The organism is Enterobacter sp. EGD-HP1, from assembly GCF_000733275.2.
Taxonomy (GTDB): Bacteria; Pseudomonadota; Gammaproteobacteria; order Enterobacterales; family Enterobacteriaceae; genus Enterobacter.
Genome location: NZ_AVOP01000032.1, coordinates 327,613 through 354,578 on the forward strand (window position 1 = coordinate 327,613; position 26,966 = coordinate 354,578).

Annotated in this window: 24 protein-coding genes; 5 read left to right on the top strand and 19 right to left on the bottom strand. The window is 56.0% G+C overall.

Annotated elements, in window-relative coordinates; genetic code table 11:
- Positions 1–83 precede the first annotated feature (83 nt).
- The 3 genes from N037_RS17165 (at position 84) to N037_RS17175 (ending at position 4,496) form a co-directional block, all read left to right on the top strand.
- Positions 84–776, top strand: a complete 693-nt coding sequence (locus N037_RS17165; RefSeq protein ID WP_023336123.1) for a fimbrial biogenesis chaperone — start codon at positions 84–86, stop codon at positions 774–776.
- A gap of 92 nt (positions 777–868) precedes the next feature.
- Positions 869–3,325 (top strand): fimbria/pilus outer membrane usher protein, encoded by a 2,457-nt coding sequence (locus N037_RS17170; protein ID WP_231686696.1) that lies wholly within the window; start codon positions 869–871, stop codon positions 3,323–3,325.
- 4 nt (positions 3,326–3,329) lie between these two features.
- On the top strand, positions 3,330–4,496 hold the full coding sequence (locus tag N037_RS17175; RefSeq protein ID WP_023336125.1) for a fimbrial protein: 1,167 nt from the start codon (positions 3,330–3,332) through the stop codon (positions 4,494–4,496).
- Positions 4,497–4,544: 48 nt separating this feature from the next.
- On the opposite strand, the gene cheZ is transcribed toward N037_RS17175, so the two are convergent.
- From cheZ to N037_RS17230, 11 genes are all read right to left on the bottom strand, one after another.
- A complete protein-coding gene (cheZ, locus tag N037_RS17180) occupies positions 4,545–5,189 on the bottom strand; it encodes a protein phosphatase CheZ (RefSeq protein WP_023312251.1) in 645 nt (214 codons plus the stop codon).
- A 10-nt stretch (positions 5,190–5,199) separates the two neighbouring features.
- Positions 5,200–5,589 carry a chemotaxis response regulator CheY gene (gene cheY, locus N037_RS17185; protein ID WP_008500431.1) on the bottom strand — a complete coding sequence of 130 codons (390 nt, stop codon included), beginning with the start codon at positions 5,587–5,589 and terminating at the stop codon, positions 5,200–5,202.
- 17 nt (positions 5,590–5,606) lie between these two features.
- On the bottom strand, positions 5,607–6,656 hold the full coding sequence (locus tag N037_RS17190) for a protein-glutamate methylesterase/protein-glutamine glutaminase (RefSeq protein WP_032642396.1): 1,050 nt from the start codon (positions 6,654–6,656) through the stop codon (positions 5,607–5,609).
- Positions 6,653–7,519: a protein-glutamate O-methyltransferase CheR gene (cheR, locus tag N037_RS17195; RefSeq protein ID WP_023312253.1), complete on the bottom strand. Its 867-nt coding sequence runs from the start codon at positions 7,517–7,519 to the stop codon at positions 6,653–6,655. Before cheR ends, N037_RS17190 begins: the two co-directional genes overlap by 4 nt.
- 19 nt (positions 7,520–7,538) lie before the next feature.
- Positions 7,539–9,140, bottom strand: coding sequence for a methyl-accepting chemotaxis protein IV (gene tap / locus N037_RS17200; protein ID WP_032642398.1), 1,602 nt, complete (start codon positions 9,138–9,140; stop codon positions 7,539–7,541).
- Positions 9,141–9,184: 44 nt separating this feature from the next.
- Entirely contained in the window at positions 9,185–10,852 is a 1,668-nt protein-coding gene (tar, locus tag N037_RS17205) for a methyl-accepting chemotaxis protein II (RefSeq protein WP_032642399.1), read from the bottom strand.
- An 85-nt stretch (positions 10,853–10,937) separates the two neighbouring features.
- On the bottom strand, positions 10,938–11,903 hold the full coding sequence (locus tag N037_RS17210) for a Csu type fimbrial protein (protein ID WP_032642401.1): 966 nt from the start codon (positions 11,901–11,903) through the stop codon (positions 10,938–10,940).
- Positions 11,900–14,284 carry a fimbria/pilus outer membrane usher protein gene (locus tag N037_RS17215; RefSeq protein WP_032642403.1) on the bottom strand — a complete coding sequence of 795 codons (2,385 nt, stop codon included), beginning with the start codon at positions 14,282–14,284 and terminating at the stop codon, positions 11,900–11,902. Before N037_RS17215 ends, N037_RS17210 begins: the two co-directional genes overlap by 4 nt.
- A complete protein-coding gene (locus N037_RS17220; RefSeq protein WP_023336131.1) occupies positions 14,260–15,018 on the bottom strand; it encodes a fimbrial biogenesis chaperone in 759 nt (252 codons plus the stop codon). The genes N037_RS17215 and N037_RS17220 overlap by 25 nt, the downstream gene beginning before the upstream one ends.
- A gap of 16 nt (positions 15,019–15,034) precedes the next feature.
- Positions 15,035–15,502 (bottom strand): Csu type fimbrial protein, encoded by a 468-nt coding sequence (locus tag N037_RS17225; RefSeq protein WP_442855935.1) that lies wholly within the window; start codon positions 15,500–15,502, stop codon positions 15,035–15,037.
- A 93-nt stretch (positions 15,503–15,595) separates the two neighbouring features.
- Positions 15,596–16,168, bottom strand: a complete 573-nt coding sequence (locus N037_RS17230; RefSeq protein ID WP_023336133.1) for a Csu type fimbrial protein — start codon at positions 16,166–16,168, stop codon at positions 15,596–15,598.
- 429 nt (positions 16,169–16,597) lie between these two features.
- On the opposite strand from N037_RS17230, the gene N037_RS17235 reads away from it, so the two are divergent.
- Entirely contained in the window at positions 16,598–17,863 is a 1,266-nt protein-coding gene (locus N037_RS17235; protein WP_023336134.1) for a dicarboxylate/amino acid:cation symporter, read from the top strand.
- A 96-nt stretch (positions 17,864–17,959) separates the two neighbouring features.
- On the opposite strand, the gene cheW is transcribed toward N037_RS17235, so the two are convergent.
- From cheW to flhD, 6 genes are all read right to left on the bottom strand, one after another.
- Positions 17,960–18,463, bottom strand: coding sequence for a chemotaxis protein CheW (gene cheW, locus N037_RS17240; RefSeq protein WP_008500420.1), 504 nt, complete (start codon positions 18,461–18,463; stop codon positions 17,960–17,962).
- 19 nt (positions 18,464–18,482) lie between these two features.
- On the bottom strand, positions 18,483–20,519 hold the full coding sequence (cheA, locus tag N037_RS17245; protein ID WP_032642407.1) for a chemotaxis protein CheA: 2,037 nt from the start codon (positions 20,517–20,519) through the stop codon (positions 18,483–18,485).
- 4 nt (positions 20,520–20,523) lie between these two features.
- Entirely contained in the window at positions 20,524–21,453 is a 930-nt protein-coding gene (gene motB, locus N037_RS17250; protein WP_032642409.1) for a flagellar motor protein MotB, read from the bottom strand.
- Complete coding sequence (gene motA, locus N037_RS17255) at positions 21,450–22,337, bottom strand: flagellar motor stator protein MotA (RefSeq protein ID WP_008500417.1); 888 nt, start codon at positions 22,335–22,337, stop codon at positions 21,450–21,452. Before motA ends, motB begins: the two co-directional genes overlap by 4 nt.
- Before the next feature lie 123 nt (positions 22,338–22,460).
- A complete protein-coding gene (gene flhC / locus N037_RS17260) occupies positions 22,461–23,039 on the bottom strand; it encodes a flagellar transcriptional regulator FlhC (RefSeq protein ID WP_013096051.1) in 579 nt (192 codons plus the stop codon).
- Positions 23,040–23,041: 2 nt separating this feature from the next.
- The gene (gene flhD, locus N037_RS17265; RefSeq protein ID WP_023336137.1) at positions 23,042–23,392 is read right to left on the bottom strand and encodes a flagellar transcriptional regulator FlhD; all 351 of its coding nucleotides are present in this window, start codon (positions 23,390–23,392) and stop codon (positions 23,042–23,044) included.
- 795 nt (positions 23,393–24,187) lie between these two features.
- On the opposite strand from flhD, the gene uspC reads away from it, so the two are divergent.
- Positions 24,188–24,616 carry a universal stress protein UspC gene (gene uspC, locus N037_RS17270; RefSeq protein WP_032642412.1) on the top strand — a complete coding sequence of 143 codons (429 nt, stop codon included), beginning with the start codon at positions 24,188–24,190 and terminating at the stop codon, positions 24,614–24,616.
- A gap of 15 nt (positions 24,617–24,631) precedes the next feature.
- Here uspC and otsA read toward each other — a convergent pair whose 3' ends face one another.
- Together otsA and otsB are read right to left on the bottom strand one after the other, a co-directional pair.
- Positions 24,632–26,056, bottom strand: coding sequence for an alpha,alpha-trehalose-phosphate synthase (gene otsA / locus N037_RS17275; RefSeq protein WP_023336139.1), 1,425 nt, complete (start codon positions 26,054–26,056; stop codon positions 24,632–24,634).
- Positions 26,031–26,834: a trehalose-phosphatase gene (gene otsB, locus N037_RS17280; RefSeq protein ID WP_032642414.1), complete on the bottom strand. Its 804-nt coding sequence runs from the start codon at positions 26,832–26,834 to the stop codon at positions 26,031–26,033. Before otsB ends, otsA begins: the two co-directional genes overlap by 26 nt.
- Positions 26,835–26,966: the final 132 nt, after the last annotated feature.

The following is a 26,966-nucleotide window of genomic DNA, read 5'->3' on the forward strand; positions in this document are numbered from 1 at the left end:
AAGGAGTCATGCTCGGATAATAGTCCGCGTCCGGACTCGGACTATTATCACTCTCATCAACCTCCTTTATTAAAGGTTTCACCATGCGCATTTCACACAAAGTCTTATTATGTATTCCTGTTATTGCGAGCACCCTTTGTCACGCAACAGGCGTGCAGATAGGCCGCACACGCATAATCTACGATGCCGCGAAAAAGGAAGTTGCCCTGCCCTTACAGAATAAGGATAACGAACTTCCATGGTTAATACAGTCATGGACGGATACCGGTGATGGCAAAACGCGCGGGCCATTTATCGTGACACCGCCCCTTTTCCGACTCGATCCGCAAAAAGAGCAAAGCCTGCGCATTACCTGGAACGGGACAACCTTAGCGGGCGATAAAGAGTCTCTATTTTATATGAACGTGCGAACCGTTCCCGCCACGGCTACGGATGAGGATGACAAAAACGTCCTGCGGTTAATTTATAAAACACGCCTGAAACTGTTCTGGCGCCCTCGTGGGCTTAGCGGTACCCCATCTGAGTCCTGCAAAAATCTGCGCTTCGCTCGCCATGGTCAGCAGCTCACCGTCACCAACGCAGGGGCGTTCTACAGCATCTTTGATTCACTTTCGCTGGGGGCGACCAAAGTGGAGAAGGCCGACATGGTTGGCCCTAAATCCAGCGTTGCTATTCCCCTCCCTGACACCGCTCAGGGCACAAGCGTCACCTGGCGATGCATCACCGATTACGGCAACGCTTCCGAAAAATACACTTCCACCCTGGCGCAGGATTAAAGATTGCAATGATTACAGGACGTAATTATTTGTCATACGGGCGACTCTTTAGACCGAATTCGGTTCTCCACTGCCTTGGGGGCGTTTTACTCATGACGAGCACCTCGGTGCAGGCTCGCGAATATCGGTTCTCCCCTTCATCGCTTGAAGGAGACATGCTGACCCAGCAGGATATTGACCTTTCACTCTTTTCAAAGCCAAATGCCCAGCTACCCGGCACCTATTCCTCACGTGTTCAGGTGAACAATCAACACCTGAAGGACTTAAATATCACCTATGTCAGCGCCCCGGACGGGACATTGCTGCCACAGCTCACGCCGGATATGCTGCGCGCATGGGGGATCGCTATCGATCGTAATCCCGCGCTGCTTGCATTACCCGCCAGGGAGACGTTGCCAAAAGAGCTCGGCAGCTATATCCCGCAGGCCTCTGCGCAGCTTGAGTTCTCTACCATGACCTTAAGGTTGAGCATTCCTCAGGCCGCGTTAAGTGGCACCGGTCGTGATTACATCGATCCTTCGCGTTGGGACGACGGGGTCCCTGTGTTGTTCAGTGACTACGCGTTTTCAGGATCAAAAAATAAGGACAGCGGCGACAGCAGTACCACCAGCCAGTATCTGAATTTGCGCACCGGCGCCAACCTGGGTGGCTGGCGAGTGCGCAACTATTCGACGTGGAGCAATTCTGACAATGAAAATCAGTGGGAAGCCATTAATACCTTCCTGCAACATGACATTGACACCCTCAAGGCTCAGTTCACTGCCGGAGAAAGCAGCACCCGGGGCGAGGTGTTTGATAGCTTACTGTACCGTGGCGTTAACCTTGCATCGGATGAAGAGATGCTGCCCTATAGTCAGCGCGGCTATGCCCCGGTCATACGCGGCATCGCCAGCTCAAATGCGGAAGTCTCAGTGCGCCAGAATGGCTATCTCATCTACCAGCAAAATGTCGCGCCCGGCGCATTTGAGATCAATGACCTCTACTCCACGACTAACAGTGGGGATCTGGACGTCACGGTGAAAGAGGCCGACGGCTCCGAGCATCATTTTACGCAACCCTACTCCAGCATCGCAGTCATGCTGCGGCCTGGACGCATGAAGTACGAACTCACGGCAGGCCGTTATCGTGCTGACAGCGGGAGCGACCAAAAGGAACCCGATTTTCTCCAGGGAAGCATGATTTATGGTTTAAACAACCTTCTCACGTGGTTTGGCGGGCTGACGCTCTCAAAAGACTATAACGCCGCCAATACCGGCGTCGGCCTGGCGCTGGGTCCGTTGGGCTCACTGTCGGCTGACGTGACCATGGCCGACACCCGCCTGGACGATGACAGCCAGCATACCGGCCAGTCATGGCGTTTGCTTTATACCGGTAAACTGGATTCGACCAATACCAACTTCAGTCTCGGCAGCTATCGATACTCCAGCCGGGGATACTACAGCTTTGCCGACGCCAACCAAAAGCGTGACGGACACGAAGACGATCTGCTGTTTCATTACACTAAACGCAACCGCATTCAGGCGAGCGTCAGCCAAACCCTTGCCGGGGTGAGCCTGTATCTTAACGGTTATCAGCAGGATTACTGGGGCACCTCAAAAAAGGAGCGCAGCCTGTCGGTCGGATTCAATACCGTTGTTGCCGGTACGAGTTACCACATGGCCTATACCTACAGTAAAACCAACGGTGAAGAGTCCGACAGGATGATCTCTTTCGGATTCAGCATTCCTCTCGCCAGATGGCTGCCTCGTGCCTGGAGTAGCTATAACATCAGCAATACTAAAAATGGCTATACGCGGCAAAACGTGGGTCTCAGCGGCACGCTGCTTGACGACGAGCGTCTGAGCTACTCGCTGCAGCAGAGCCATTCCAACCACGGTGGGGAAGATACCAGCAGCGTCTATGGCAGCTACCGTTCGCAATACGCCAACCTGACTGCCGGGTATTACGCATCCACTGATAACTCTCAACAGCTGACCTACGGGATTAGCGGCGGTATTGTTGCCCATCCTCAGGGCGTCACGCTGTCGCAACCTTTAGGCAGCCAGTTTGCTATCGTGAGCGCCAACGACGCTTCCGGCGTTCGTTTCCAGAACCAGCGAGGTATTCAGACCGACTGGCAGGGTAACGCCGTCATTCCATCACTCACTCCGTACCAGGAAAACAACATTCGTATTGATACGGCGAGCCTGCCGGAAAACGTGGACAGCAGCGATACGTCAGTCACGGTTATCCCTTCACGCAACGCAGCGGTAATGGCCAGGTTTGATGCGCATACTGGCTATCGGATGTTGATCACCCTGAAGCGTCAGAACGGTCAGCTTGTCCCGTTCGGTGCCATTGCGACCAGCGACACCCCGGTCCTGAGCGGCATTGTCGATGATACCGGCACCGTCTATCTGGCGGGAACGGGAGAAACCGCAAAGCTCACCGTGAAATGGGGCAACAGCACGGAGCAACGCTGCAGCGCCAGCATTACGCAACCGTCAACCCAACAAAATGAAAGCCCTAACGGTATTCGCTCGGTTAGCGCGCTTTGTCAGCAGGAATAAGGACATGATAAATACACTCAGTAAAGAGGCCTCTGTGGCCTCACTTGTCACGTTGCTGTGCCTGGTCTTTACCAGCCCGTGCAGCGGGTCTATGACGCTGCTTCATAGCTGCTTTGACGCGCCACAAACCTACACCACCTCGTTCGATCACGAGTTTACGTCCAGTGATAACGTTGCCAATCATGACTATGACATTCCCGATCATCTGGTCGGTGCTGGCGCAGACCTGGTGGCCAATTGTACCTGCCCAGGAAATCTGTTTTCGTCGAGTACCGTTTATGAAACCACATTCGCTGGCAGTCCGCTTAACCCAGGAACACATGGCTATGGCTATTTAACCGATAAGATTGATGCTGATATCACCGGCTACACCGATGCCATAAACTCCCCGGACGGCAATTTTTTGACGCCAGTGAATATCGATGAATACCCGACGTCCAGGGGGAATATGCACAGCATTATGGCCAATACGGGCGCCAGGACTGAGGGGGAAGCCAGCGTCTGCAGCAGCGAGACCCGCCCTGCTGGCTCAGCGACAGTAAAGCGAAAATTCCGCTGGAACGTCGTTGCGGTATTGCTGCATGTTAAAAAACCTATCCTGGGTGAAGAGGTGATCCCGCCGACGATCATCGCCCAAAACTATGCCTGCCTCTACATAGGTAGCGGAGCAAGCTGCGATCCCACACAGGCAGAACAGGTCTCTGATATCTGGTTTAGCGGTACGCTATCAGCGCCGCTAAGCTGCACCATCAACGCGGGCAGCACCATTGAGGTTGAGTTCGGCAGCATTGTCAGCAAGCAATTCGTCAGCAAGGGGCAGCCACCAAAGGGTTATACCCTCAAAAACGTCGATATTGCCTACCACTGCGATGATAACGCCGTGGGAAACATGGACCGGATAAAGCTCACGCTCACAGCCGATCAGGGCGTGGTAGATAGCAGTACACCGTACATCGCTAAGCTTCTGGAAAGAGACGATCTTGGGGTGCGCGTATATGACGAAAACAGTCAGAACGTTGCGCTGGATGGTACTTACGCGTTTCCGGTGATGATGGATGAGCAGGGAAATGGCGTCATCAAAATTCAGGCCGTGCCGGTCAGCACCACGGACGCCCCCCCGAAGCCGGGGCGTTTTGAAGGCAACGTGACGGTGAAGATGGATCTTCGCTAAGCGATATACCCTCAGGTTGGCGCTGCAACCTGAGGGTAACCAAAGCAATCAGAAGCCGAGGCTGTCCAGCAGGTCGTCTACCTGATCCTGGCTTGCCACAACGCCCGCTTTGCTGGCGTCGAGCTGAGGACCATTGAGCAGGCTTTCATTCTCGCGTTTTGGACGGGCTGCCGGTTCCGGAATGTTTTCCAGCAGAACCATCAGCAGCTGGCGCTCAATCTCCTGGATAACATCCATCATGCGCTTGATCACCTGACCGGTCAGGTCCTGGAAATCCTGCGCCATCATGATGTCCAGCAGCTGGGCGTTGGTGAAGCTGGTGTGGCCCGGCACATCACCCAGGTACTGACGGGTATCCGTCACCAGCTCGCGGGCATCCGCCAGCTCGATAGGGTTCTCAAACCACTCGTCCCACCGTTTGCTCAGCGCTTTCGCTCCCTTTTCCATCGCATCCTGGTGCGGCTGTGACGCTTCAACGCTGTTCAGCGCACGTTCCGCGGCCTGAGCGGTCATCTGCACAACGTAGTCCAGACGATCGCGGGCATCAGGAATGGCTTCCGCTGCTTCGGCAATCGCCTGATCCAGACCCAGCTCACGCAGGCTGTCGCGCAGCATGCGCGTCAGGCTGCCGATGCGGACGATGATATCGCTCGGCGAGTGTTCTTCAACGGGTTTCATAGCAGGTTGCAACATTTCCATCACCTCACATGCCGAGTTTCTCGAAGATCTTACCGAGCTTCTCTTCCAGGGTTGCCGCGGTGAATGGCTTCACCACATAGCCGCTTGCGCCCGCCTGCGCAGCGGCAATGATGTTCTCTTTTTTCGCTTCTGCAGTGACCATCAGAACCGGCATAGACGCCATTCCCGCATCGGCACGAATGGTTTTCAGCAGTTCCAGACCGTCCATGTTAGGCATGTTCCAGTCGGAGATAACAAAACCAAACCCGCCAGCCTGCAGTTTGTTCAGCGCATCAACGCCGTCCTCTGCTTCTTCAACGTTGTTGAAGCCCAGCTCTTTCAGCAGGTTGCGCACGATGCGACGCATGGTGGAAAAGTCATCCACAACCAAAAACTTAAGCTCTTTATCCGCCATAAAATAATACTCCTGAGTCAAATACGTATTGCCTGTCCGGCACTGATTTTCGCCAGCATCTGCTGGCTTACCTGGCTAAGATCGACCACTTCGCTCACGCCACCCATATTGATGGCCTCGCGCGGCATGCCGAACACCACACAACTTGCTTCATTCTGCGCAATCGTCCAGGCGCCAGCCTGGTGCATTGCAAGCATTCCGGCGGCACCGTCGTTGCCCATCCCCGTCAGGATCACCCCAACGGCGTTGCGCCCCGCATGTTTCGCCACCGAATGAAACAGCACATCCACCGACGGACGGTGCCGGTTGACCGGCGGTCCGTCATGAATTTTGATTTGATAGTTAGCGCCGCTGCGCGTCAGCTCCATATGCTTGTCGCCAGGGGCGATATAGGCATGCCCCGGGAGCACGCGCTCGCCGTCTTCCGCCTCTTTCACGCTGATCTGGCACAGCTTGTTCAGGCGTTCGGCGAACGAACGGGTAAAGCCTGGCGGCATATGCTGAGTGATCAGAATACCCGGACTTGAAAGCGGCAATGGCTGGAGTACATGACGAATTGCCTCTGTTCCTCCGGTTGACGCCCCAATCACCAGCAGTTTTTCCGAGCTGAGTAAGGGACCGGCCTTCAGGGTCGCAGGCGCGGCCATCGGCGTGTGGGCGGCTAGCTTCGCACGCGACGCGGTGCGGATCTTCTCGGCGATCATTTCGCTGTAGGCCAGCATCCCTTCGCGAATGCCGAGCTGCGGTTTGGTGACAAAATCCACCGCCCCCAGCTCCAGCGCGCGCAGGGTGATTTCCGATCCTTTTCCGGTCAGGGAGGAGACCATTACCACCGGCATGGGCCGAAGACGCATTAATTTTTCGAGGAAATCTATGCCATCCATGCGCGGCATCTCGACATCCAGCGTTAGCACGTCGGGGTTATATTTTTTAATTAAATCCCGCGCTACCAGAGGATCGGGCGCAGTGGCCACCATCTCCATGTCGCTGTGGCTATTGATAATTTCAGTCATGATCTGACGCATCAGCGCTGAATCATCGACAGACAACACCCTGATTTTACTCATGCTTTTTCCTTACTCAGCGCATATACCGTTTGCCCACGCAGGCTAAACTCACGCGCGAGGTTGCTGAAGTTTTCCGAGTGCCCGGCAAACAGTAAACCGTCAGGCTTGAGCAACGGAACAAACCGACGCAGAATGTCCTGTTGCGTCGTTTTATCAAAATAGATCATGACGTTACGGCAAAAAATAGCGTCGAACGGCCCCGGCACGTTGTACTGCTTATCCAGCAGGTTGACGGGCGCGAATTCGACGCAGTTCGCCAGCTCCTGGCGTACGCGTACCAGGCCTTCATGCGGGCCCGTGCCGCGCATGAAATAACGCTGCAGCTGCTGCGGCGACAGCGTTTTCAGTTCATCCTGGCGATACACGCCGTTACGCGCCTTCTCCAGCACCTCGGTATCGATATCGCTGGCGTAGACTTTCCAGCGCCCGGGCGTCATGCCCAAGGTGTCAGCAAGGGTGATCGCCAGCGAGTACGGCTCTTCACCCGTCGAGGCGGCCGCACTCCATACGCGATATTCCCCGGTGCGACGGCGGGCGTGCTCGGCCAGGACCGGGAAGTGGTGAGCTTCACGGAAAAACGCCGTCAGGTTAGTGGTTAACGAGTTAATAAAAGCCTGCCACTCTGCGCTGTTCTGGTTCGCCTCGAGCATGCTCAGATAGCGGCCAAAATCATCCAGCCCCAGCGTACGCAAGCGCCGCACCAGACGGTTGTAGACCATGTCCCGCTTATGATCCGCAAGCACGATCCCCGCACGCTGGTAGATTAACTGACATATCCGACGAAAATGCGCGTCGGACAGCGCGAGGCGCTGTGTCATCTGCAACAATAATGACGTTTGCCCAGGGGGCATTGGTGATGTCATAGCGCCTTCTTAATTACATTCAGGATACAACTGGCACGGCCTGCGACCGCCCGACTTCTGCTACTGCTTCAACGTGCTCTTTGACATTAAATACCGCGACCAGTCCGGTCAGACGATCTGCCTGGCTGGCCAGCTGATCGGTTGCCGCTGCTGCTTCCTCAACTAACGAGGCGTTCTGTTGCGTCACCTGATCCATCTGGCTGACGGCCTGGGCAACCTGCTCAATGCCGCGACGCTGTTCGTCCGACGCCGAGGCAATCTCGCCCATGATGTCGTTCACCCGGGTGACGGAGGTGACGATCTCATGCATGGTTTTCGCCGCCGTATCCACCAGCGTTGAGCCCTGCTGAACGCGCGAGACCGACTCTTCGATCAGCACCTTAATCTCTTTCGCCGCGTTGGCGCTGCGGCTCGCCAGGTTACGTACTTCCCCCGCCACCACCGCAAACCCGCGCCCTTGCTCACCGGCGCGCGCCGCTTCCACAGCGGCATTCAGCGCCAAAATGTTGGTCTGGAACGCGATACCGTCAATCACGCTGATGATGTCACCAATTTTCTGCGAACTGGTGGCAATCTCCTGCATGGTGCTGGCGACATGGGACGCCTGGTCGCCGCCTTTCTTCGCCGTCATTGCCGCCTGTTTTGACAGGTCCGACGCCTGGCGCGCGTTATCGGCGTTCTGGCCTACCGTCGCGGTCAGCTGCTCCATGCTGGCCGCCGTCTGCGCCAGCGAGGCCGCCTGCTGCTCAGTGCGGGACGAGAGATCGTTGTTACCCGCCGCAATCTCTGAGATCCCCGTGTGCATGGCATAGCTGCCCTGCCGCACGTCGCTCACCGTTTCCCGCAGCGATCCCTGCATCGCCTTCAGGCTGGCAAAGATCGCCGAAATTTCGTTTTTGCCGAACACCGCCACCGGACGCGCCAGGTCCCCTTTCGCAATACTGTCGAAGTGGCTGCGGATAATCGCCAGCGGCTGCACGATCATCCTGCGTGACCAGAGCAGTGCCCCGCCGGTCAGCAACCCTGCCAGAATCACGACCACGGCAAAGATGACGCCCGACATGTGATAGCTGCTACGGCTCTGTTCACCGGCACGCTGGACAGACTGGTTAATATCCTGCTGCCACGCGTTAAAACTGCCATCAAACGCCGCCTGAGACGCCTGAACCGGTGCGGTCATAAAGTCCGAAAGCTGGTTGTTCTCAAGCCACGTCGCCTGGTGGTCCAGATCGCTGTACCACTGCTCAAAGTTCGTCTTCATGGCGGCCTTCAGCGCTTTCTCTTTCTCGCTGTCGGCGGCCTGCGCGGTAAAGGCTTTAAACTGAGCGTCAGCCTGTTTCAGGCTGTCGCGCGCGGTCGCCATCAGCGCTTTAATGTCATCCGGCGGATAACTCAGCGCAGTTAAGGTTCCCGCCTTGTTCAGCGCAGTGCTTGCCTGCAACAGCACGGCACGCGTTTGTGCCAGTGCGGAGCGCTGCTGATTACTCGCCTCAACTTCCTGCAAATTCTGATAGCCATCGCGAAACGCCCAAAAAGACAACCCGTTACTGCCAACCTGCAACACACCGCAAAGGATCAGAATCAAAAACAGTGTGGTCGAGATACGAATACGATTTAACATCCACGCTCCCATCAAGCGGCAAGCAGCCGCGGTTTAATTGTCAGTCAAAATGTTTCCCAGTTTTCATCTTGTCCGGTCGTCGCGGTGCGCGTACGGTTTACAGCCGATTCAGCTGCTGGCGCGCGATACGTCGCCTGCGGGGTGACCGTGTTTACAGCGAGTGAAGCGAGACGAAACGCCGAGACGGCCATCTTCAGACGGCTTGCCTGGTCTTCCAGGGCAGCGGCCGCCGCAGCGGACTCCTGCACCAGCGCGGCGTTTTGCTGTGTCACGCGATCCATTTCCGATACCGCCAGGGCAACCTGGTCGATACCACGACTCTGCTCATCAGACGCAGAGGCGATTTCACCCATGATGTCCGTCACGCGGGTGACGGCATTCACGATGTCATTCATGGTCTCCCCGGCGCTTTCCACCAGCACGGAGCCGGTATCCACGCGGGAGACGGAATCTTCAATCAGCGACTTGATCTCTTTTGCCGCGTTGGCGCTGCGGCTGGCCAGGTTGCGCACTTCCCCGGCCACCACGGCAAACCCGCGTCCCTGTTCGCCCGCACGCGCCGCTTCCACGGCGGCGTTCAGCGCCAGAATGTTGGTCTGGAAGGCAATACCGTCGATGACGCTGATGATGTCGGCAATTTTCTTCGAGCTGTCGGCGATTTCGTGCATGGTTTTCACCACGCCATCCACCACGCGACCGCCGCGCTGCGCCGTTTCGGAGGCGCTTTCTGCCAGCTGAGACGCCTGGCGGGCGTTATCGGCGTTCTGCTTCACGGTCGCGGTAAGCTGCTCCATGCTGGCGGCCGTCTCCTCCAGGGCGGATGCCTGCTGTTCGGTGCGGGATGAGAGATCGTTATTCCCCATCGCAATTTCGCTGGTGCCGGTATAGATAGCCTCCGACCCGTTACGCACGTTGGCGACGGTTTCGATTAACGAACGCTGCATATGGTCAACGCTGTTTGCCAGTTCGGTGATCTCATTGCGCCCGGAAACGGTCAGCGTTTTGGTCAGGTCACCGCCGGCAATGTCACGAATGTGGGCAATGACGCGCCCAAGAGGGTTCAGCAGGATATGGCGAATGCCGTACCAGACCGCGACCAGCACAATGACCAGCGCCAGCGCCAACGCCGCCATCTGCCATTTCGCAAAGCGGTAGTCATTCTGGCTTTCCGTAAAGGCCGAGTGATACAGGTCGCCGCTGACCTTCGCGTATTCCCCCAGCGCCGCGCCGAGGGCGTTTTGCATCCCTTGCGTCGGCTGCGCGAAATAGGCGTCCATGTTGCCGCTCTCCAGGAACTGAATCAGCTCTGCCAGACCGGCATGGTAGGCGTTGTATTTTTCATCAATATTCTGGCTCACCTGCTCCATGGCAGGCTGCGGCGTAATCTTTTTGAAGGCGTCGTAGTGTTTCGCGGCGTCAGCGAGGGTGGCACGGGCATTTTTCAACAGATCGGTTTTCGCGCTGCTCTGCTGATTGTTGGGATCCATCATCATGCGCGCGGACGAGCGGCTCAGGTTGATACGCGTTTGCAGCATCAGATCCCACGTCGACGTGAGCTCACTCTGCTGCAGGCGGAGATCGTTCGAGGCCGCAAAGCTGTCCTGGTTCTGTTTTAATGACGAGAAAAAAAGCCCGCCGGAGATGAGCTGAAGAAGTGCGAAAATGACCAGCACCATCATGAGCATTGTGACAACGCGGATACGGTTCAACATACAACACCTTCTCATAGATTTATTAACGGTGTTATCGGCACTGCCCACAGGAACTTTACATTTGAGAAAGGGAAAAGCGCGGGGGTTAAAACGCCACGTCGACAATCAGCGTGTCGGTGTAGGTTCCGGCGGGTGGCGTGGTCTGATTGGTAAGGACTTTCGCGGTGTAGTTGTAGGTGCGCAGTAAGCCGTCGGTACTGACCTGCGACGATGCCGCGCTGGACCAGCGCTCGCTGCCGCTGCTGCCCCAGCGGTTACCGGTGGCTTCCTTATAGATGTCGTAGCTCATGGCGTTGCTGCCGCTCACCATACGCCGCACGTTGTTCAGCGCGTTGGCACCGTTATTAATGCCGATGGTATACGAACTTCCTTTGGTACAGGTCACGGCAATCGCCTGTGAGACGGTGGGGAAACTTTGTACCAGCGGCGCGCTGCTGAAGTTCACATCTGGGGTGGTCATCGCGCTGCAGTCGTTGGTGACGGTCATATCCAACGTGATGCTGGTCCCTTTCGTTCCGGTTTGCAGACCCGACAAACACGCGTTGAGCACGCCCACCGAGCAGACGCTATAGGTGATATCGAAGTTAAGCGTCACCTGGTAAGGGCCAGCGGACACATTTTGCCCCGGCACCGTCCGGAAATAGAGCGGGATATTGTATTGTTTGCCGCCAATCAGGTTTAACAAGGTACTGCTGTCCCAGGTATAGGTTTTACTGGTTTGCACTTCGCTGTTGTTAGCGCAGCCCGACTGGCCGCAGAGACGGGTTGGGATCACGTCCGTGATGGTCGCGTTGTCGGTACGCTTCATGGTCGCCCGACCATTCGCCGAAACGGTTGCTGAAAGAAAATTCAGCGTGATGGTGTCCCCGGTCAGCAAGTTCAGCAGCGCATCGCAGGCCACGACCAGCGTACCGGTGGTTGCCACTTCGCCAGACCCACTCAGCGCGAATGAGGTCACACTACCAAATGCGGCATTGACCGTACTGACCCGACAGTCAGCCCAACTGCCGCTGGTCACCAGCAGCAGAAGCACGAATAGCAGGCGTCTCATGGTTTCCCCCGACAAACCAGCGGACCGTAGGTTTCCAGCTTGTGCTCCGGGTTTGCCCCCACGGTCAGGGTGGTCGTGCAGCGTTTCCCGTCAGGCGTTATTACCTCAAGCGGGTTCACATCGCTGAGATTTTCCAGCCAGGCGATGCCGTCATAGCCCACCACCGCATTGCTGCGCGAGGTCCTGCGCACCTGGCTGCCCACCGGAATCGCCTGCCCGCGCGCATCGTGCAGGATGACGCTGGCGACCCGCTCCTGCTCCATCGGGAAATCAACCAGGTAACCGCTATGGCGGCGGATCGCAATGCGCCGTTCGGTCTCTTTCAGCTGGGTATCCGCCGGCAGATTCAGGGTATCAATCCGGTAGCTTGCCGGGTAATAGGCCGACACCCCGCTGACCAGCAGGTAACCGTTGCGGTTCGTTTTCCCGACGGGCTGGTTCTCATAGCTGACGGGCACATCCGGATGGCCGTCGGTACTGATAACCACAAACGCATCGTTAATCTTATTCGCCGCAAACAGCTCGCCGTCCATCAGCACAACGGAACCCATCGCCTCGCCCCACCAGGTCATCATGTTCCGTTCGCCATAGGCGCCGCCCTGCAGCTCAACGTTGTTGTTGCGCCAGCCCAGCGTGCCCTGCTGATAATCGCTGGATCTGGACTGGTTGGCCCAGGCCATGTTCCAGCTAAAGCCGCCGTCAGACGGCATGGCGTGGTTATAGTTGATGCGCTGGGTACTGCCGGCATCCGGGGTGTTTTCAACGGTGACGGCAGCGCTGTCGCGCGCCCCGAGCGGCACCTGGAGCGACAGCGCGACCGTCCAGTCTCCCCGCTGCTGGTCCCGGCTGCCGGCCAGGTAAATACTGCTCGCCCCCCACAGATTACGGCTCCATGAGAGATTCAGCAGCTCGGTTTTTTGGCTGTCAAAGCTCTCCACGCCGATCCAGGCCGCACCGATGTTGCCGTACTGTCCCAGATTGAAGGTTAACGAATACTGGTCCGTATTACGGCTGAAGCTGGCGATGGGCTTATCGTTTTCGTCATACACCGTCGGCTGGTCGTAGAGGGCCAGGTTGCCAAAGCCGCGGGCGCGACGCGTGTGCTGGGTGGCGACGCTAAACTCGCTGGTGCTGTACTGGTAACCCCAGTTGATTTGCCCGCCCGTATCCCCGCGCATGCGGCTCTGCGAGTAAGAGGTATTTACCACGCCAAACTGGCCGAGTTTTATCACCGTTCCCGCTCCGCCCAGCGCCAGCTCCTGCGCCCCTTCCGCGTGGCCCTCCAGCGTAAGCCAGTCCGTCATCCCGTAGCGGTACGAGCCGCTGCCTGCTGCCGAACCGTAGTCAAAATTCTTGATACCGTAATTACGCCGCAGGCTGCCGAGCGTCACTGCGCCGTCGCTCAGCCCTTGCTTAAGCAAGTCGCTAGTGACGTAAAACGGCAGCGTGGTGCTTACCTGGCGCCCCAGCGCATCCGTCGTGACCAGCACCGCATCTCCGGCGCCGTTGATATAGGGCAGATTCGTCAGGGTGAAGGGGCCCGGCTGAAGCTGGGTTGAACCGGAGCGATAGCCGTTGATAAAGAGATCGACCGAGGTGGGTACCGCGGCTTCCCCCGCGAACTCGGGCAGCGGCCATGTCACCAGGTCAGGGCGCAGGGAGAAATCCCGCCCGACGCTTATCCCCCCCATCCGCACGCTGGAGCTCCAGCTCAGGGCATCGCTGATCACATCCCCGACGCTCCAGCTCATCGCGTCATCTTCATTCGTGAACAGCAGGGTCGTGTCATAGCGGACGTACCCCTCCGGCTGGCCGCCGTTACCGCTGAAATTTTCCCGCGCGTAGCCGGTCGACGAAAACGAGCCGTTCTCGTTGAAGTAGCGGAACTCGTGCCAGAGCGACGCCTGACCGCCGATATGTTCCGTGTGGTTGGTGTAGAGATCGTAATTCAGCAGCGCCCCGCGCCCGTAGTGCGGTTTGGCCTGCGCCGTTTGCGCGCTGAATGGGGTCACGCGGGCCGTCACCCAGTCGCGGGGAACGGTCAGCAGCAGGCGCTGCGCGGCGCTGTCGTATTCCACCCGAACCTGAGCAAGCGAAGTGAGATTCACCTCTCCGGTGGGAACATGCGCCGGGGGTAGCCCCGCGCGCAGCAAATCGGCACTCGAGATAAAGAAAGCGCCTTTACGCTGCGTCACGGGCACCACCAGGCCGGTATCGTAGTGGTTGACCACGAGGGAAAGCTGGAAAACCGCTTCATCATTTATCGCCTGCGCCTGAGGAGGCGGCGGTAAACTGTCGTCACCGGGCTCGGCCAGGGTCGCGGAGCTGACGCATAGCAGGATCATCATCGCTGGCTTCAGTTTACGGGCGGCGACTGCCATTGTTCGTCCCTGGCATTAATCTGCGCGCTCATCCGCTCCGGCTGACGAACGCCAGCGGGTACCGGCCAGCTGCGGGTGCTGCCCGGAAGGACGTAACCCAGTAATCCCTCCGCGACCGTGCGTTTCTGCCCCCCCTGCTCCAGCGCGACCTGGCTCAGCCTGACGTGGACATTACCCCGATTTCGGACCTCCAGCGCAGGCTGTCCCCCCGCCTGCGTCACCCGCCAGCTCAGGTTTTGGGTCTCCGCCAGCGCGTGATGCGCGCCCTCTTTGAGGGTCGGGATCCCCTGTCCATACACGAACAGAGGGATGGAGTAACGCATCTGCAGTTTGAGGCCGATGGCGGGCTCGGCTTTGGCATCTGGCTGGGGGATTTCATCGACGATAATGCGATAGGCCTGTTCGACCCCTGCGGGAACCGAAGCCTGTTTGATAAGGCGAATAAGCTGCTTGCTGCCCGTGCCAATCGTGACGATGGGCGGGCTGGCGACCACGTCCTGCTGCGCAGTGTAGCGCTCGTGGCCGTCCTCCTGCTTCCAGCGCACGATGCGGACCTGCATCGTCGTGGCGCTGTTTCCCTGGTTCTGGATCCACAGCTCCGTGGCGTTGGCGTCCGCAGCAAGCCACGGATCGATCGGCCAGAGCAGGATGGTGGCCGCCGCCTGCGCCTGGCCGGAGGCCGCAGCCATGCCCAACGCGCCCGCCAGACAAACCGGTCTGATAAATGGCTTCATCAACACTCTCCCTTTATTACCATGACAAGGTCACGGTGAGCTGATCGGAATAGGTTCCCGCCGGACTAAAACCGGTCAGTAGCGCCACGCCAAAAAGCGGCAGCGCGATGTTGTTGCTGTTGGTATAGGTCACCGGTATTGCCTGGTTAACACCAATTTCGCTGTTCGCGGCCAGCGAGCTGCTGCTGTAGAGCCGGTATGGCACCAGTTCCGTTCCACCAGACCGCTTCATCCGGCGGACGGATGAATAATTTTGACCGCCATTAATGCTCATGCTCAGCGCCACGCCCGGCGTACAGGCGATAGACAACGCCTCGTTTGGCACAAAGCTGGTGCTGACCGGCGCGCTCTCGACGCCGTTATGGGTGCCAAAATCCAGCGTACCGAGAAGCCCCCCGCTACCGGTGGCCACCGCGCATCCCGGTACAATCGTGGCGCTGACCTTAAACGACTGGGACGTCACCGCGTCCGCCGCGGGCGTCATGAGCAAGCCGACGATCAGCGCGAAAAAAGGCTGCACGTGTCCCTCTGCGCGTTTGCGCAGACCTGTGAAAGTGGCCTTCATGGCGGTTCGGGACTAATAGGTGACGCTGACGTTAATCGTGTCGGTGTAGGTTCCCGGGACGACCGTTACGCTGTTACCACCGCCGGTAATACGCCCGTAGAGGGTGTAACTATCCACGCCTCCGGCGGTTGAGGCGATCGGCAGCGCGGCATTATTCGCAATCACGGTATTAAACCCGCTGTCGCTGTACAGGCTATAAGCCACACCCTGAGCCGCGTTTGCCGTATTCACCAGATAGCGCTCTGGCGTACCGGGCGAGCCGACCACGGTTCCAGGTGCGGTGGAGTGGGTATTACCGGTGATCGCGACCGTATAGCTGGCGGTCGTACATTGAATAGTGAAGGTGTTTCCGCCGCTGGCGCCGCTCAGCTGCGTCGTAAGCGTGGAAAAGGTTGCCGGATGGGTACCGAAATCGAGCGTACCGAAGTTAATACCGCTTTGCGCGGGCGAGCCGTTTATCAGACAGCCGTTTGTCAGCGTCAGCGTCGCACCGATGGTGCCGCTGCTGGTAACGGCCAGCGCCTGATGGGCCGTTGTCACAGTCAGTAAGGTGCCTGCGCAGATCAAAAGAAGTTTTCTTTTCATTTACCACCCTCCAGAAGACGTTTCCGTTCCCATGCCACATTTTATTTTTGTCGTTCAAGATGTTAGCCCCGCTTAAGGTTCCTCTGAGGGGGTTATTGTGAATTTAGTTTACGGATATCGCTTCGACCACCTGCCCCACGACGCATAAGCCATATGTCTTATTGACTTAATTTTCATATTTATAACAGAGGCTTAAATTCATTTAAGCCGCGATTTTATTTTTTCCAGAGAGAATATATCCATTAATATGTGACGCAGATCACAATATATCGTCAGGGAAATAACAACAAAATTAATAAAACTTAAAAAGGAGTTGTATCCCCCTACACTTTGCGTCAATTTATGTGCCGAATAATTTCCCGCGTCGTAATAAAAAATTTATATGTATCGACGCGGGCTACATCGGAAGCGCATAGAGGGTCTTTTTTCGTGGCAAGTGCAAACAAACTCACACTCTTCATCGTGATATTCATGCTGGCGGGTATTCTTTCAGGGGCAGCAATTCATGAATATGCATCTGCGGATGCCATCAAAGCCTGGTCGGATAATATTACCCTTCTGACCGATATTTTCCTCCGCCTGATCAAAATGGTCATTGCACCGTTGGTCTTCAGCACGCTCACCGTCGGCATTATGAAGCTGGGCGAAACCTCGACCATTGGCCGCGTTGGCGGCAAAGCGATGGTGTGGTTTATCAGCTCATCCGTGCTCTCTATTCTGGTCGGGCTGTTTATCGTCACCCTCGAGCATCCGGGAAGCGGTCTGAACCTGACGATCCCAACCGAGGCGGTGGATACCGGTCTGGCCGTGGGCGGCATGACGCTGAAAGCGTTCCTATCGCACACCATTCCGACCAGTATCGCAGGGGCGATGTCGAACAACGAGATCCTGCAGATTGTGGTGTTCTCGATGTTCTTCGGCATCGGCGGCGCGTCGCTGGGGCAGAAATTCAACGCGCCGCTGGTGGCCGCGCTGGATGTGGTTTCCCATATCATGCTGAAGGTAACGGGTTACGTGATGTACGTTGCGCCGCTGGCGATTTTCGCGGCGATCTCCTCCGTCATTGCCACGCAGGGTCTGGGCATTCTGCTGAACTACGCCTCCTTTATTGGTGGCTACTATGTGGCGATCCTGCTGACCTGCATGGTGCTGCTGGCCGTGGGTTACATGGTGCTGAAAAAAGAGGTGTTTCGCCTGGTCAGCATGCTGAAAGATCCGGTCCTGGTGGCCTTTACCACCAGCAGCTCTGAAGCCGCCTACCCGAAAACGCTGGAACAGCTGGAGCGTTTTGGCTGCTCGCGCAACATCGCCTCTTTCGTCCTGCCGATTGGCTACTCCTTCAACCTGGTGGGTTCGATGGTGTACTGCTCGTTCGCCTCAATGTTTATCGCCCAGGCGTACAACATTCACCTGAGCTTCTCTGAGGTGACGGTGCTGATGCTGACCCTGATGCTGGCCTCCAAAGGGATTGCGGGCGTACCGCGCTCGTCGCTGGTGGTGCTGGCAGCCACCATTCCGAGCTTTAATATTCCGGTGGCGGGTATTCTGCTGCTGATGGGCATCGACCACTTCCTGGATATGGGCCGTTCCGCGATTAACGTGCTGGGGAATGGTATTGCGACCGCGATGCTGTCGCAGAATGAAGGTGCGCGGGAAGCGGAAGCTGAAGCTGAGCTGGTAAAGCAGGAAGCGTAACGGTATGAAAAAGCCGGGTGGCGGCTTCGCCTTACCCGGCCTACAAATAGCTCGAACACGTAGGCCGGGTAAGCGTCAGCGCCACCCGGCGTTGTTTTATGCTACATGACTCGCGGCGATATCCAGCAGCGCCATCTCATCGCTGTTCAGCAGTTTCTCAATGTTCACCAGAATCAGCATACGCTCGCCGAGCGCGCCCAGACCGGTCAGGTATTCGGTCGACAGCGTGACCGCAAACTCCGGCGCAGGACGAATTTGGTCAGAGGTCAGGGAGAGCACGTCAGATACGCCATCCACCACGATACCCACCACGCGTTGCCCCAGGTTCAGGACGATCACCACGGTGTTGTCGTTGTAGTCAACGTCGCCCTGGCTGAACTTCACGCGCAGGTCCACAATTGGCACAATGACGCCACGCAGGTTGGTGACACCTTTAATAAAAGCAGGCGTGTTAGCGATGCGGGTAACCTGGTCGTAACCACGGATTTCCTGCACTTTAAGGATATCGATGCCGTACTCTTCATCGCCTAAAGTGAATACCAGAAATTCCTGTCCTGATGGCTCGCCCGCCAGTTTCGTTACATTACTCATACCGGTCATGTTATTACCTTCTACTTAATCAGGCGGCTGTGTACGCCACACGTTGTTCACGATTTAATCCCTGAAGCGCCGACACGTCGACGATCAGCGCCACGCTACCATCACCCAGAATGGTGGCGGCAGAAATACCCGGCACTTTGCGGTAGTTGCTTTCGAGGTTCTTCACCACCACCTGGTGCTGACCGATCAGCTGATCGACCAGCAGCGCATAGCGGCGACCCGCGCTTTGCAGGATCACAACGATGCCCTGCGTGGCCTCTGTCTTCGCCCCGTCCACTTCGAACACTTTCCACAGTTCCACCAGCGGCAGGTACTCACCGCGCACTTCGAGGACGCGCTCGCCGCCCGCCAGCGGATGCAGATCTTCTTCACGCGGCTGCAGGGATTCCATCACGGCGTTCAGCGGCAGGATAAAGACTTCGTCCGCCACTTTGACCGACATGCCGTCCAGAATCGCCAGCGTCAGCGGCAGCAGAATGCGAATGGTGGTGCCGGAACCCTGTTTAGACTGAATCTCTACGTGGCCGCCCATCTCCTGGATGTTACGTTTCACCACGTCCATGCCGACGCCGCGTCCGGACACGTCGGTCACCTGCTCCGCGGTAGAGAAGCCCGGTGCGAAGATGAGCATGCCCACTTCTTCATCGGTCATGTTTTCATTGACCGCCATCCCCTGCGAAATCGCTTTTGCCAGGATGCGCTCGCGGTTAAGGCCCGCGCCGTCGTCGGTCACTTCGATGCAGATGTTCCCGCCCTGGTGTTCCGCAGAGAGGATCAGGTTGCCGACCGGGGATTTTCCGGCGGCAATGCGGTTTTCCGGCAGTTCGATACCGTGGTCGAGGCTGTTACGCACCAGGTGCGTTAACGGGTCAATAATGCGCTCGATCAGGCTCTTATCCAGTTCAGTTGAGCTGCCCATCAGGGTCAGTTCAATCTGTTTATTCAGCTTGCTGGCAAGGTCGCGGACCAGACGCGGGAAGCGGCTGAAGACATATTCCATCGGCATCATACGGATAGACATGACCGATTCCTGCAGATCGCGGGCGTTACGCTGCAGCTGACCCATGCTGGTAATCAGATCGCCGTGGGTGACCGGATCCAGTTCGTTTGAACGCTGTGCCAGCATCGACTGGGTGATCACCAGTTCGCCAACCAGGTTTATCAGCTGGTCGACCTTCTCAACGGCAACGCGGATACTGGTTGACTCGCTGGAACGCGCGGCAGGTTTTTCACCACGGCCAGGTGCCGCGGCCTCTTTTGGCACCGCCTTCAGCGCCGGGGCTGCAGGCGTCACAGCCGGTGCGGCGGCCTGAGCAACAACAGCCACCTCTTCTGCAGCGGCAGGGGCGTCAACCGCAGCGGTTTCGGTTTCGAAGGCGATCTGGTCCGCTTCAATCACAAAGCACAGCACCGCGACGATATCGTCCTGGCCAATACCGTCATCAAGCGTCGCGGCAAGGCTGTCTTTGCCTTTTACCACGTTGCTTAACTTCGCCAGGTTACCCAGCTCTTCTTCCAGCAGGTTAACTTCATTCTCTTTCAGGCGTGACAGCACAACGCGCAGTTTGCTCGCTTGTGCAGCGGCTGGCGCAGCCTCGTCGGCAGCAACCGCATCGACAACGCTCAGTTTTGCCGCAGGGACAACGGCTGCAGTGACCTCACCTTTTGCTTCCAGGGCGAGCTGGCGCAGCGCATTGCAGATGTATTCAAAGCTGGCGGCATCAGGCTCTGCCGAACTTTTATAGGCGTCGAGCTGTTCCTGCATAATATCTTTGGTTTCCAAAAACAGGTTGATAATGTCGGTATTGAGCTGCATCTCACCGCGTCGTGCTTCATCAAGCAGGTTTTCCATTAAATGGGTCGTTTCCTGCAGGATGGTAAATCCAAACGTTCCGGCTCCGCCTTTAATAGAGTGCGCCGCACGGAAGATGGCATTGAGCTGCTCGGAGTCCGGCGCTTCGGGCACCAAATCGAGCAAGTGTTGCTCCATATCGGCCAACAATTCGTCGGCTTCATCAAAGAATGTCTGGTAAAAATCGCTAATATCCATGCTCACGCTATCACCTCGGATTGGCTGGTGGCGATGTTGGAACGGCAGCCGAAGGAACGGCCCCAGGCTGTTTTAAATCGTCCAGTGGCTCATTCTGACTTTCGGCGTTTTCATGCAGGATGGCCTGCTCCGCCTGCTGGTTCAGCACTAAAAGACTGATACGACGGTTGATGGCATCATCCGGCCCGCGGTCGGAAACGCGCATGGTTGCGGCCATGCCGACTACGCGCAGTACCTTGCCATCATCAAGCCCACCTACCACCAGCTCGCGACGCGAGGCGTTGGCACGATCGGCAGAAAGCTCCCAGTTGCTGTATCCCTTCTCCCCACTGGCGTACGGGAAATCATCCGTGTGTCCTGACAGGCTGATTCGGTTAGGAATGCCGTTCAGCACCGGTGCAATGGCACGCAGAATGTCGCGCATGTACGGTTCGACTTCCGCACTCCCGGTTTTAAACATTGGTCGGTTCTGGCTGTCGATAATCTGAATACGCAGCCCTTCCTGCACCAGGTCAATCTTCAGGTGCGGGCGCAGCGCGCGCAGCTTTGGATCCGCTTCAATCAGCTGATCGAGATCGCCACGCAGTTTCTTCAGACGCGCCTGCTCCATCTTTCTTTTAAGCTCGTCGATGTTCGGTTCTTTTTTCACCTCACCCTTCTGCTGGGTGTAATCATCGCCGCCGCCCGGGATCGGGCTGTCGCTGTTAGAGATACGCGGCCCACCGGCCACCGCCGTTGCCAGCGGCGTTCGGAAATATTCGGCAATCTGGATCAGTTCTTTTGGGCTGGAGATGGAGATCAGCCACATCACCAGAAAGAACGCCATCATTGCAGTCATAAAGTCGGCGTACGCAATTTTCCACGAGCCGTGTGCGCCATGCCCGCCACCCTTGTGCTTGCGTTTTTTTACGATGACGATCGGATGGGACTGGTTTTTCATGCGTCCTCAGTTGTCGTCTGTTGGTTTGGGTTTTTCACCGCACGCACGTGTTCTTCAAGCTCGATAAACGACGGACGCTCGCTGGAGTAAAGCGTTTTACGGCCAAACTCAACCGCGATCGGTGGCGCGTAACCGTTGAGGTTAGAGAGCAGCGTGATCTTCACGCACTGCATCATTTTGGTGGTTTCCGCGCTCTTCTGGCGCAAAACGCTTGCCAGCGGAGAGATGAAGCCGTACGCCAGCAGAATACCGAGGAAAGTTCCCACCATCGCATGGGCAATCAGCGCACCGAGCTCGGCTGCCGGACGGTCTGCCGAGGCCAGGGCGTGAACTACCCCCATTACCGCAGCAACGATACCGAATGCCGGAAGTGAATCGCCGACCAGCGCCAGGCTGTTGGCCGGCACTTCAGATTCGCTTTCGTGGGTTTCGATCTCTTCGTCCATCAGCGCTTCGATTTCGAAGGTGTTCATGTTGCCGCTGATGATGAGCCGCAGATAGTCGACGATGAAATCCAGCATCATGGCGTCAGCAAGAATGCGCGGATAGCTGGCAAAAATTTCGCTCTCTTTTGGGTTTTCAATATCCCGTTCAAGCGAGAACATGCCCTGCTGACGGGACTTCGCCATCAGGCGATAGAGCAGTGCCAGCAGATCCATATACATACTTTTGGTGTATTTCGAGCGACGGAACAGCAACGGAATCGCTTTCAGCGTGCCCTTAATCGATTTACCGTTGTTACCAACGATAAAAGCCCCTACCCCTGCACCGCCGATGATAATAAGTTCAGCCGGTTGATAGAGTGCTCCAAGGTGCCCGCCGGTCATCATGTAACCGCCGAAAACTGTACCGAGAACTACCAGGTAACCTAATAAGATAAGCACGACATCATCCTTCCGCTAGTGACTATGGCAAGGACGACCAGCTCGCAGCGTTTACCGTTTGCGGGGTAAAAAAAAGCAGCGGTAATTGCTTACCGCTGCTGGAATCTTTCCCACACGTTCGGGTTAAACAGCTTGTTCGATCTGTTCATCCAGCAGTTGTGGAATAATATCGGCAGCATCCCGGGAAAGTTTACGTCTTTTTACTGCGCGGGATGGAGGCTGACATAAACTACATGCGAAGCTGCCTGCAGGCTGATGAGCATGGGTAATAAAATTGCCGTCGCAGCAGTTGCAGCGCGACAGTTCAAGCATTCCGCTCTCAACAAAACGCACCAGCGTCCATGCGCGGGTCAGCGCCAGCAGAGGGCCTTCTTCCTGCTGTGGGCATTGTTCAAGATAAAGTTTGTACGCTTTGATCACGGCGTCAACGCCGCTACACAAACCGGTTTTGAGAAGATACTGCCAGGCATTACAGAACATGGAAGCGTGAATATTCTGCTCCCACGTCATAAACCAGTCGGTAGAAAACGGCAGCATGCCTTTCGGCGGGGGACTACCACGTAACTCTTTGTACAGTTTGATGAGACGGCCACGGCTCAACTGAGTCTCGCTTTCCAGCATTTGTAAACGAGCACCCAGCGTAATCAGCTCCATGGCCAACTGTATGTCACGCGCTTCCTGAACAATGCTTTTCTCGCTCATTGCTAGGCCCTTTTCTTACGGGCTGCGTCATCAGGCTGGCTGATTTCGTTAAGCAAGCGAGTGGAGAGAAGAATACCGGTATGGATCTGTTGAAGATCGTCCACACGGGAATCCTGCGTCAGACGCGTTATTGTCTGCGAATCATCGAAACGGAACTGGCAAACCAGTTGATTCGTTTCAGCCAGTTTAACCATCTGCGGGAGGGTTAAACCGCCCAGCATGGTTGCCATCTCTTCGTTAATACCCAGACGAAACATCGCGGACGCCTTGTCCTGACTAATCAAACGCTGCGCGAGCAGTAAATACGACAAATTGATGTCATAGATATGTTTTAGCAACTCGGATGTATGCATTGTTCCCATCCCGAATAACCAACTATTATTTTTATGCGGAAAGACCGCACCCCGTGATGTCGCCGGGAAATCACCCGGTATAAAAAAGAAAAGGCTAAATGCATAGTTGAATTTAGGTTTGTATTCATTGAAACCCGTAAGAGAGAAACCGCGAATGCGTCTCTTACATGTTTTATCATTTCTTACAAATAACTAAGATTTTTCCTAATTCGACGCAAACTCTACTCGTCAGTTTTGTCACATACAATCCAGCCACCCTCAAATTTAAAAAAAATGTGATCCACGTCACACAATTTAAGTGAATATGCCCCATAAATCCATCAGTATGACTTGTAATTTGTTCGTTTTTTAACCAATTAGCACTGTTTTGTATTCTTAATTGACGAATACTCATGCAGACGGGTGATCCGAACTGGCATACATCGTGCTTTTCCCGCCGTAAGCGCCGCGCGGAAACATTTACAACAAACGCCTCTCCAGGAAACATTTTTCTTACCGTGAAAAAACATATAGTTATGCAGATAGCACATAAAAGATGTTTCTGTACGTGATCATTCGAAATGATTTTGTAACGCGTAAAAACGATTTAACAGCGAAAGCGTGAATTTGTGTGATTTACGTTAAGTTGTTAATTTTTTTCATTTAGGCGCATTTTTCAGTTATTCTTCTTATAAGAATAATTAATGAATAATTATGATAAGCTTCACACTAATGTCGTAATCAGGTCTTGCAGATCCAGAGATTTCGCGGTAAAGGTGATCAAACGCTGTCTTTCAGACACCTAAGGAGTGCGCCATGAGTTACTCCCATCTACTTGTTTCCGTAGCAGTTTCTCCCGAAAGCCATCAGCTCGTTGCCCGAGCAGTTTCCATTGCCAGACCCCACAATGCCCGCATCAGCCTCATCACGCTTGCCGCAGAGCCTGAGATGTATAATCAGCTGGCCGCCCCCATGCTGGAGGATATTCGTGAGGTCCTTCAGGAAGAAACGCAGCAATTTCTGCGCGAACTGGTGGAAAAGGCACAATATCCGGTTTATGAGACAATTATTGCGACCGGGGAACTTAACGCCCATATTCTCGACGTGTGCCGTAAACAACATATTGATTTAGTGATTTGCGGGAATCATAACCACAGCTTTATATCGCGCGCAGCCTGCGCCGCGAAATCTATTGTCGCGTCGAGCCAGGTCGATGTGCTGTTAGTGCCGCTTGGGGGGAGTTAACCCCCCAGCGGAAAATCAGGCGAGTTTAGGAAAGGTCGCGATCTTTTTTTGCAGATCGCCTTCATGACTTTGCGGTGCGATATCCCGCAGATCCTGAATAAAACGCGCCTGCCAGTGGTTAATGTCGTTATTACGGATCGTCTCCATCATGTCAGCATGGCGGGAAAGACGTTCCGTGAGCGGCATTGTCAGGGCGCGGTTCAGCGCGTTCGCCACGTCATCCCTGTCATAAGGGTTCACGATAAGCGCCGACGTGAGCTCATTTGCGGCTCCGGCGAACTGGGAGAGCACCAGAACCCCCGGGTCGGCAGGATCCTGCGCCGCCACATACTCTTTCGCCACCAGGTTCATCCCGTCGCGCAGCGGCGTGACCAGACCGACATCCGCATAGCGGAAGACCTTCATCAGGATCTTACGGTCAAAGTGCTGATTCAGGTAAAAGAGCGGCGTCCAGCCCAGCTGGCCGTAGCGGCCATTGATGCGCCCTGCTTCTGTCTCCAGCTGATGGCGAATATCCTGATAGGCCTGAACCTCACCGCGCGACGTCGGCGCGATCTGGGTGTAGCGGATTTTACCGTGATGCTGCGGATATTTATCCAGCAGCGTTTCATAGGCCAGGAAGCGTTCCGGCAGCCCTTTGGAATAATCAAGACGCTCAACCGAGAAGATGTTTTTCACGTGCTTAAGTTCATTCTTAAGCTGCGCCAGCTTCGGCGGCAGCGGGCCGGAAGCCTGCTCCGCGATGTCGTCAGGTTCAATCCCTATCGGATACACTTCGGTGTGGAAGGTTTTCCCCCATGCCGTATGGGTTTTCCCGCCTTTGGTCACCAGACGCGCTTTACCTGAGACGGAGTCAAGGAATGCGAGGCGGTCATTTTCGGTCTGGAAGCCCAGCAAATCGTAATCACACAGCGCCTCCAGCAATTCTTCGTGCGGCGGCAGCGCGGTAAAAATCTCCGGCGTCGGGAACGGGATGTGCAGGAAGAAGCCAATCCGGTTATTTACCCCTCTTTTTCGCAGCTCGCGCGCGAAGGGCAGCAGGTGATAATCGTGGATCCATAAAATATCGTCTTCTTCGATTAATGGCAGAAGTTTATCCGCCAGCAACGCATTCACGCGCGAGTAGCCTTCGAAGGACTCACGCTGGAATTTGACCAGGTCAAGACGATAGTGAAACGCGGGCCACAGGACGGCATTCGAAAACTGCGAGTAATACTCGTCATAGTCTTTCTCTTTCAATGCAAATGAAGCCCACGTAATGTTTCCGCGCGTCACCTTTTTGAGCGGTTTCTCTTCTTCACTGATTTCCCCACTCCAGCCAAACCACAGCCCGCCAGCGGCTTTTAAGGCACCTAATACCCCTACCGCCAGACCACCTGCACTGGCTTTTTTATCGTCAGGCGGTGCGATTCGGTTAGAGACGACGACTAAGCGACCCATAATGGTTTCCCCCTTTGCTTTGCGCTATTTGTTGTTGTTGCTGGTTAGCGATGTCAGATATCCACTGCCAGACGCTGGCGACATCTGCCAGTCGCCATTCGGCAACGGTGTCACCAGGCCCCACCTTGACGGCGATCCCTCCGGCCTGATTCACCACGCGAAACCCGGCCTCGTCGGTCAGGTCATCGCCAAAAAATACCGGTGTACGTCCCTTAAATGGCGGTTCCGCCATAAACGCCGCAATAGCAGCACCTTTATTAATCCCCTCAGGTTTTATCTCAACGACGCACTTCCCCGGCTGCAGCGCGAGCTGCGGGTGTGCATCGGTCACGCTGCGAGCAATCGCAAAGACCGCCGCCTCGTGATGCGGTGCCTGACGATAGTGCAAAGCGAAAGCCATGCCCTTCGCTTCCAGTTCAGTGCCCGGAAGCGACTCAAGCGCCGAGGAGAGTTGAGTGTGTAACGCCTGAATTAAGGTCTCGGGAAGTGATACAACGTGCAGTTGATCATGGATATCGCGGCGCTCCGCTCCGTGTACACCGGCTAGCGGAAAGTGGTAAGGACTGGCGAGCACGTCCAGCTCGGCCATTGAGCGCCCTGAAATCAATGCCAATGCGCCCTCGTTCAGTCTGGAGAGCTGCTGCAAATTCTCTAGCACCGTATCCGGTACGACCACGTCGTCAGGATGCGGCTGAATCCCGGCGAGTGTCCCGTCGAGGTCAAAAAAGAAAGCATATTTTCCGGGCAGTACAGGCGGTGCGGTTAACGAGTCAGCCACCCTAATCCTCCTTACGGTTTGCGAGAGGTAAACGCCTTTACCTCTTTCATAGCCATGTAAGTATAGACAGTGTGACGGGGCTCGCCATTTGACAACCGCCCCGCCAGTAAAACTGGCGGGGCGGGTTTTGGG

Bases quoted from the DNA above. Each gene is read 5' to 3' on its own strand.
- tar (WP_032642399.1), bottom strand. From the start codon at position 10,852: ATGTTGAACCGTATCCGCGTTGTCACAATGCTCATGATGGTGCTGGTC.
- N037_RS17215 (WP_032642403.1), bottom strand. From the start codon at position 14,284: ATGGCAGTCGCCGCCCGTAAACTGAAGCCAGCGATGATGATCCTGCTA.
- otsA (WP_023336139.1), bottom strand. From the start codon at position 26,056: ATGGGTCGCTTAGTCGTCGTCTCTAACCGAATCGCACCGCCTGACGAT.
- tap (WP_032642398.1), bottom strand. From the start codon at position 9,140: ATGTTAAATCGTATTCGTATCTCGACCACACTGTTTTTGATTCTGATC.
- N037_RS17225 (WP_442855935.1), bottom strand. From the start codon at position 15,502: ATGACGCCCGCGGCGGACGCGGTGACGTCCCAGTCGTTTAAGGTCAGC.
- motB (WP_032642409.1), bottom strand. From the start codon at position 21,453: ATGAAAAACCAGTCCCATCCGATCGTCATCGTAAAAAAACGCAAGCAC.
- cheR (WP_023312253.1), bottom strand. From the start codon at position 7,519: ATGACATCACCAATGCCCCCTGGGCAAACGTCATTATTGTTGCAGATG.
- cheW (WP_008500420.1), bottom strand. From the start codon at position 18,463: ATGACCGGTATGAGTAATGTAACGAAACTGGCGGGCGAGCCATCAGGA.
- N037_RS17190 (WP_032642396.1), bottom strand. From the start codon at position 6,656: ATGAGTAAAATCAGGGTGTTGTCTGTCGATGATTCAGCGCTGATGCGT.
- N037_RS17165 (WP_023336123.1), top strand. From the start codon at position 84: ATGCGCATTTCACACAAAGTCTTATTATGTATTCCTGTTATTGCGAGC.
- N037_RS17230 (WP_023336133.1), bottom strand. From the start codon at position 16,168: ATGAAAAGAAAACTTCTTTTGATCTGCGCAGGCACCTTACTGACTGTG.
- N037_RS17210 (WP_032642401.1), bottom strand. From the start codon at position 11,903: ATGAGACGCCTGCTATTCGTGCTTCTGCTGCTGGTGACCAGCGGCAGT.
- cheZ (WP_023312251.1), bottom strand. From the start codon at position 5,189: ATGTTGCAACCTGCTATGAAACCCGTTGAAGAACACTCGCCGAGCGAT.
- flhC (WP_013096051.1), bottom strand. From the start codon at position 23,039: ATGAGCGAGAAAAGCATTGTTCAGGAAGCGCGTGACATACAGTTGGCC.
- N037_RS17220 (WP_023336131.1), bottom strand. From the start codon at position 15,018: ATGAAGCCATTTATCAGACCGGTTTGTCTGGCGGGCGCGTTGGGCATG.
- N037_RS17175 (WP_023336125.1), top strand. From the start codon at position 3,330: ATGATAAATACACTCAGTAAAGAGGCCTCTGTGGCCTCACTTGTCACG.
- uspC (WP_032642412.1), top strand. From the start codon at position 24,188: ATGAGTTACTCCCATCTACTTGTTTCCGTAGCAGTTTCTCCCGAAAGC.
- cheY (WP_008500431.1), bottom strand. From the start codon at position 5,589: ATGGCGGATAAAGAGCTTAAGTTTTTGGTTGTGGATGACTTTTCCACC.
- flhD (WP_023336137.1), bottom strand. From the start codon at position 23,392: ATGCATACATCCGAGTTGCTAAAACATATCTATGACATCAATTTGTCG.
- N037_RS17170 (WP_231686696.1), top strand. From the start codon at position 869: ATGACGAGCACCTCGGTGCAGGCTCGCGAATATCGGTTCTCCCCTTCA.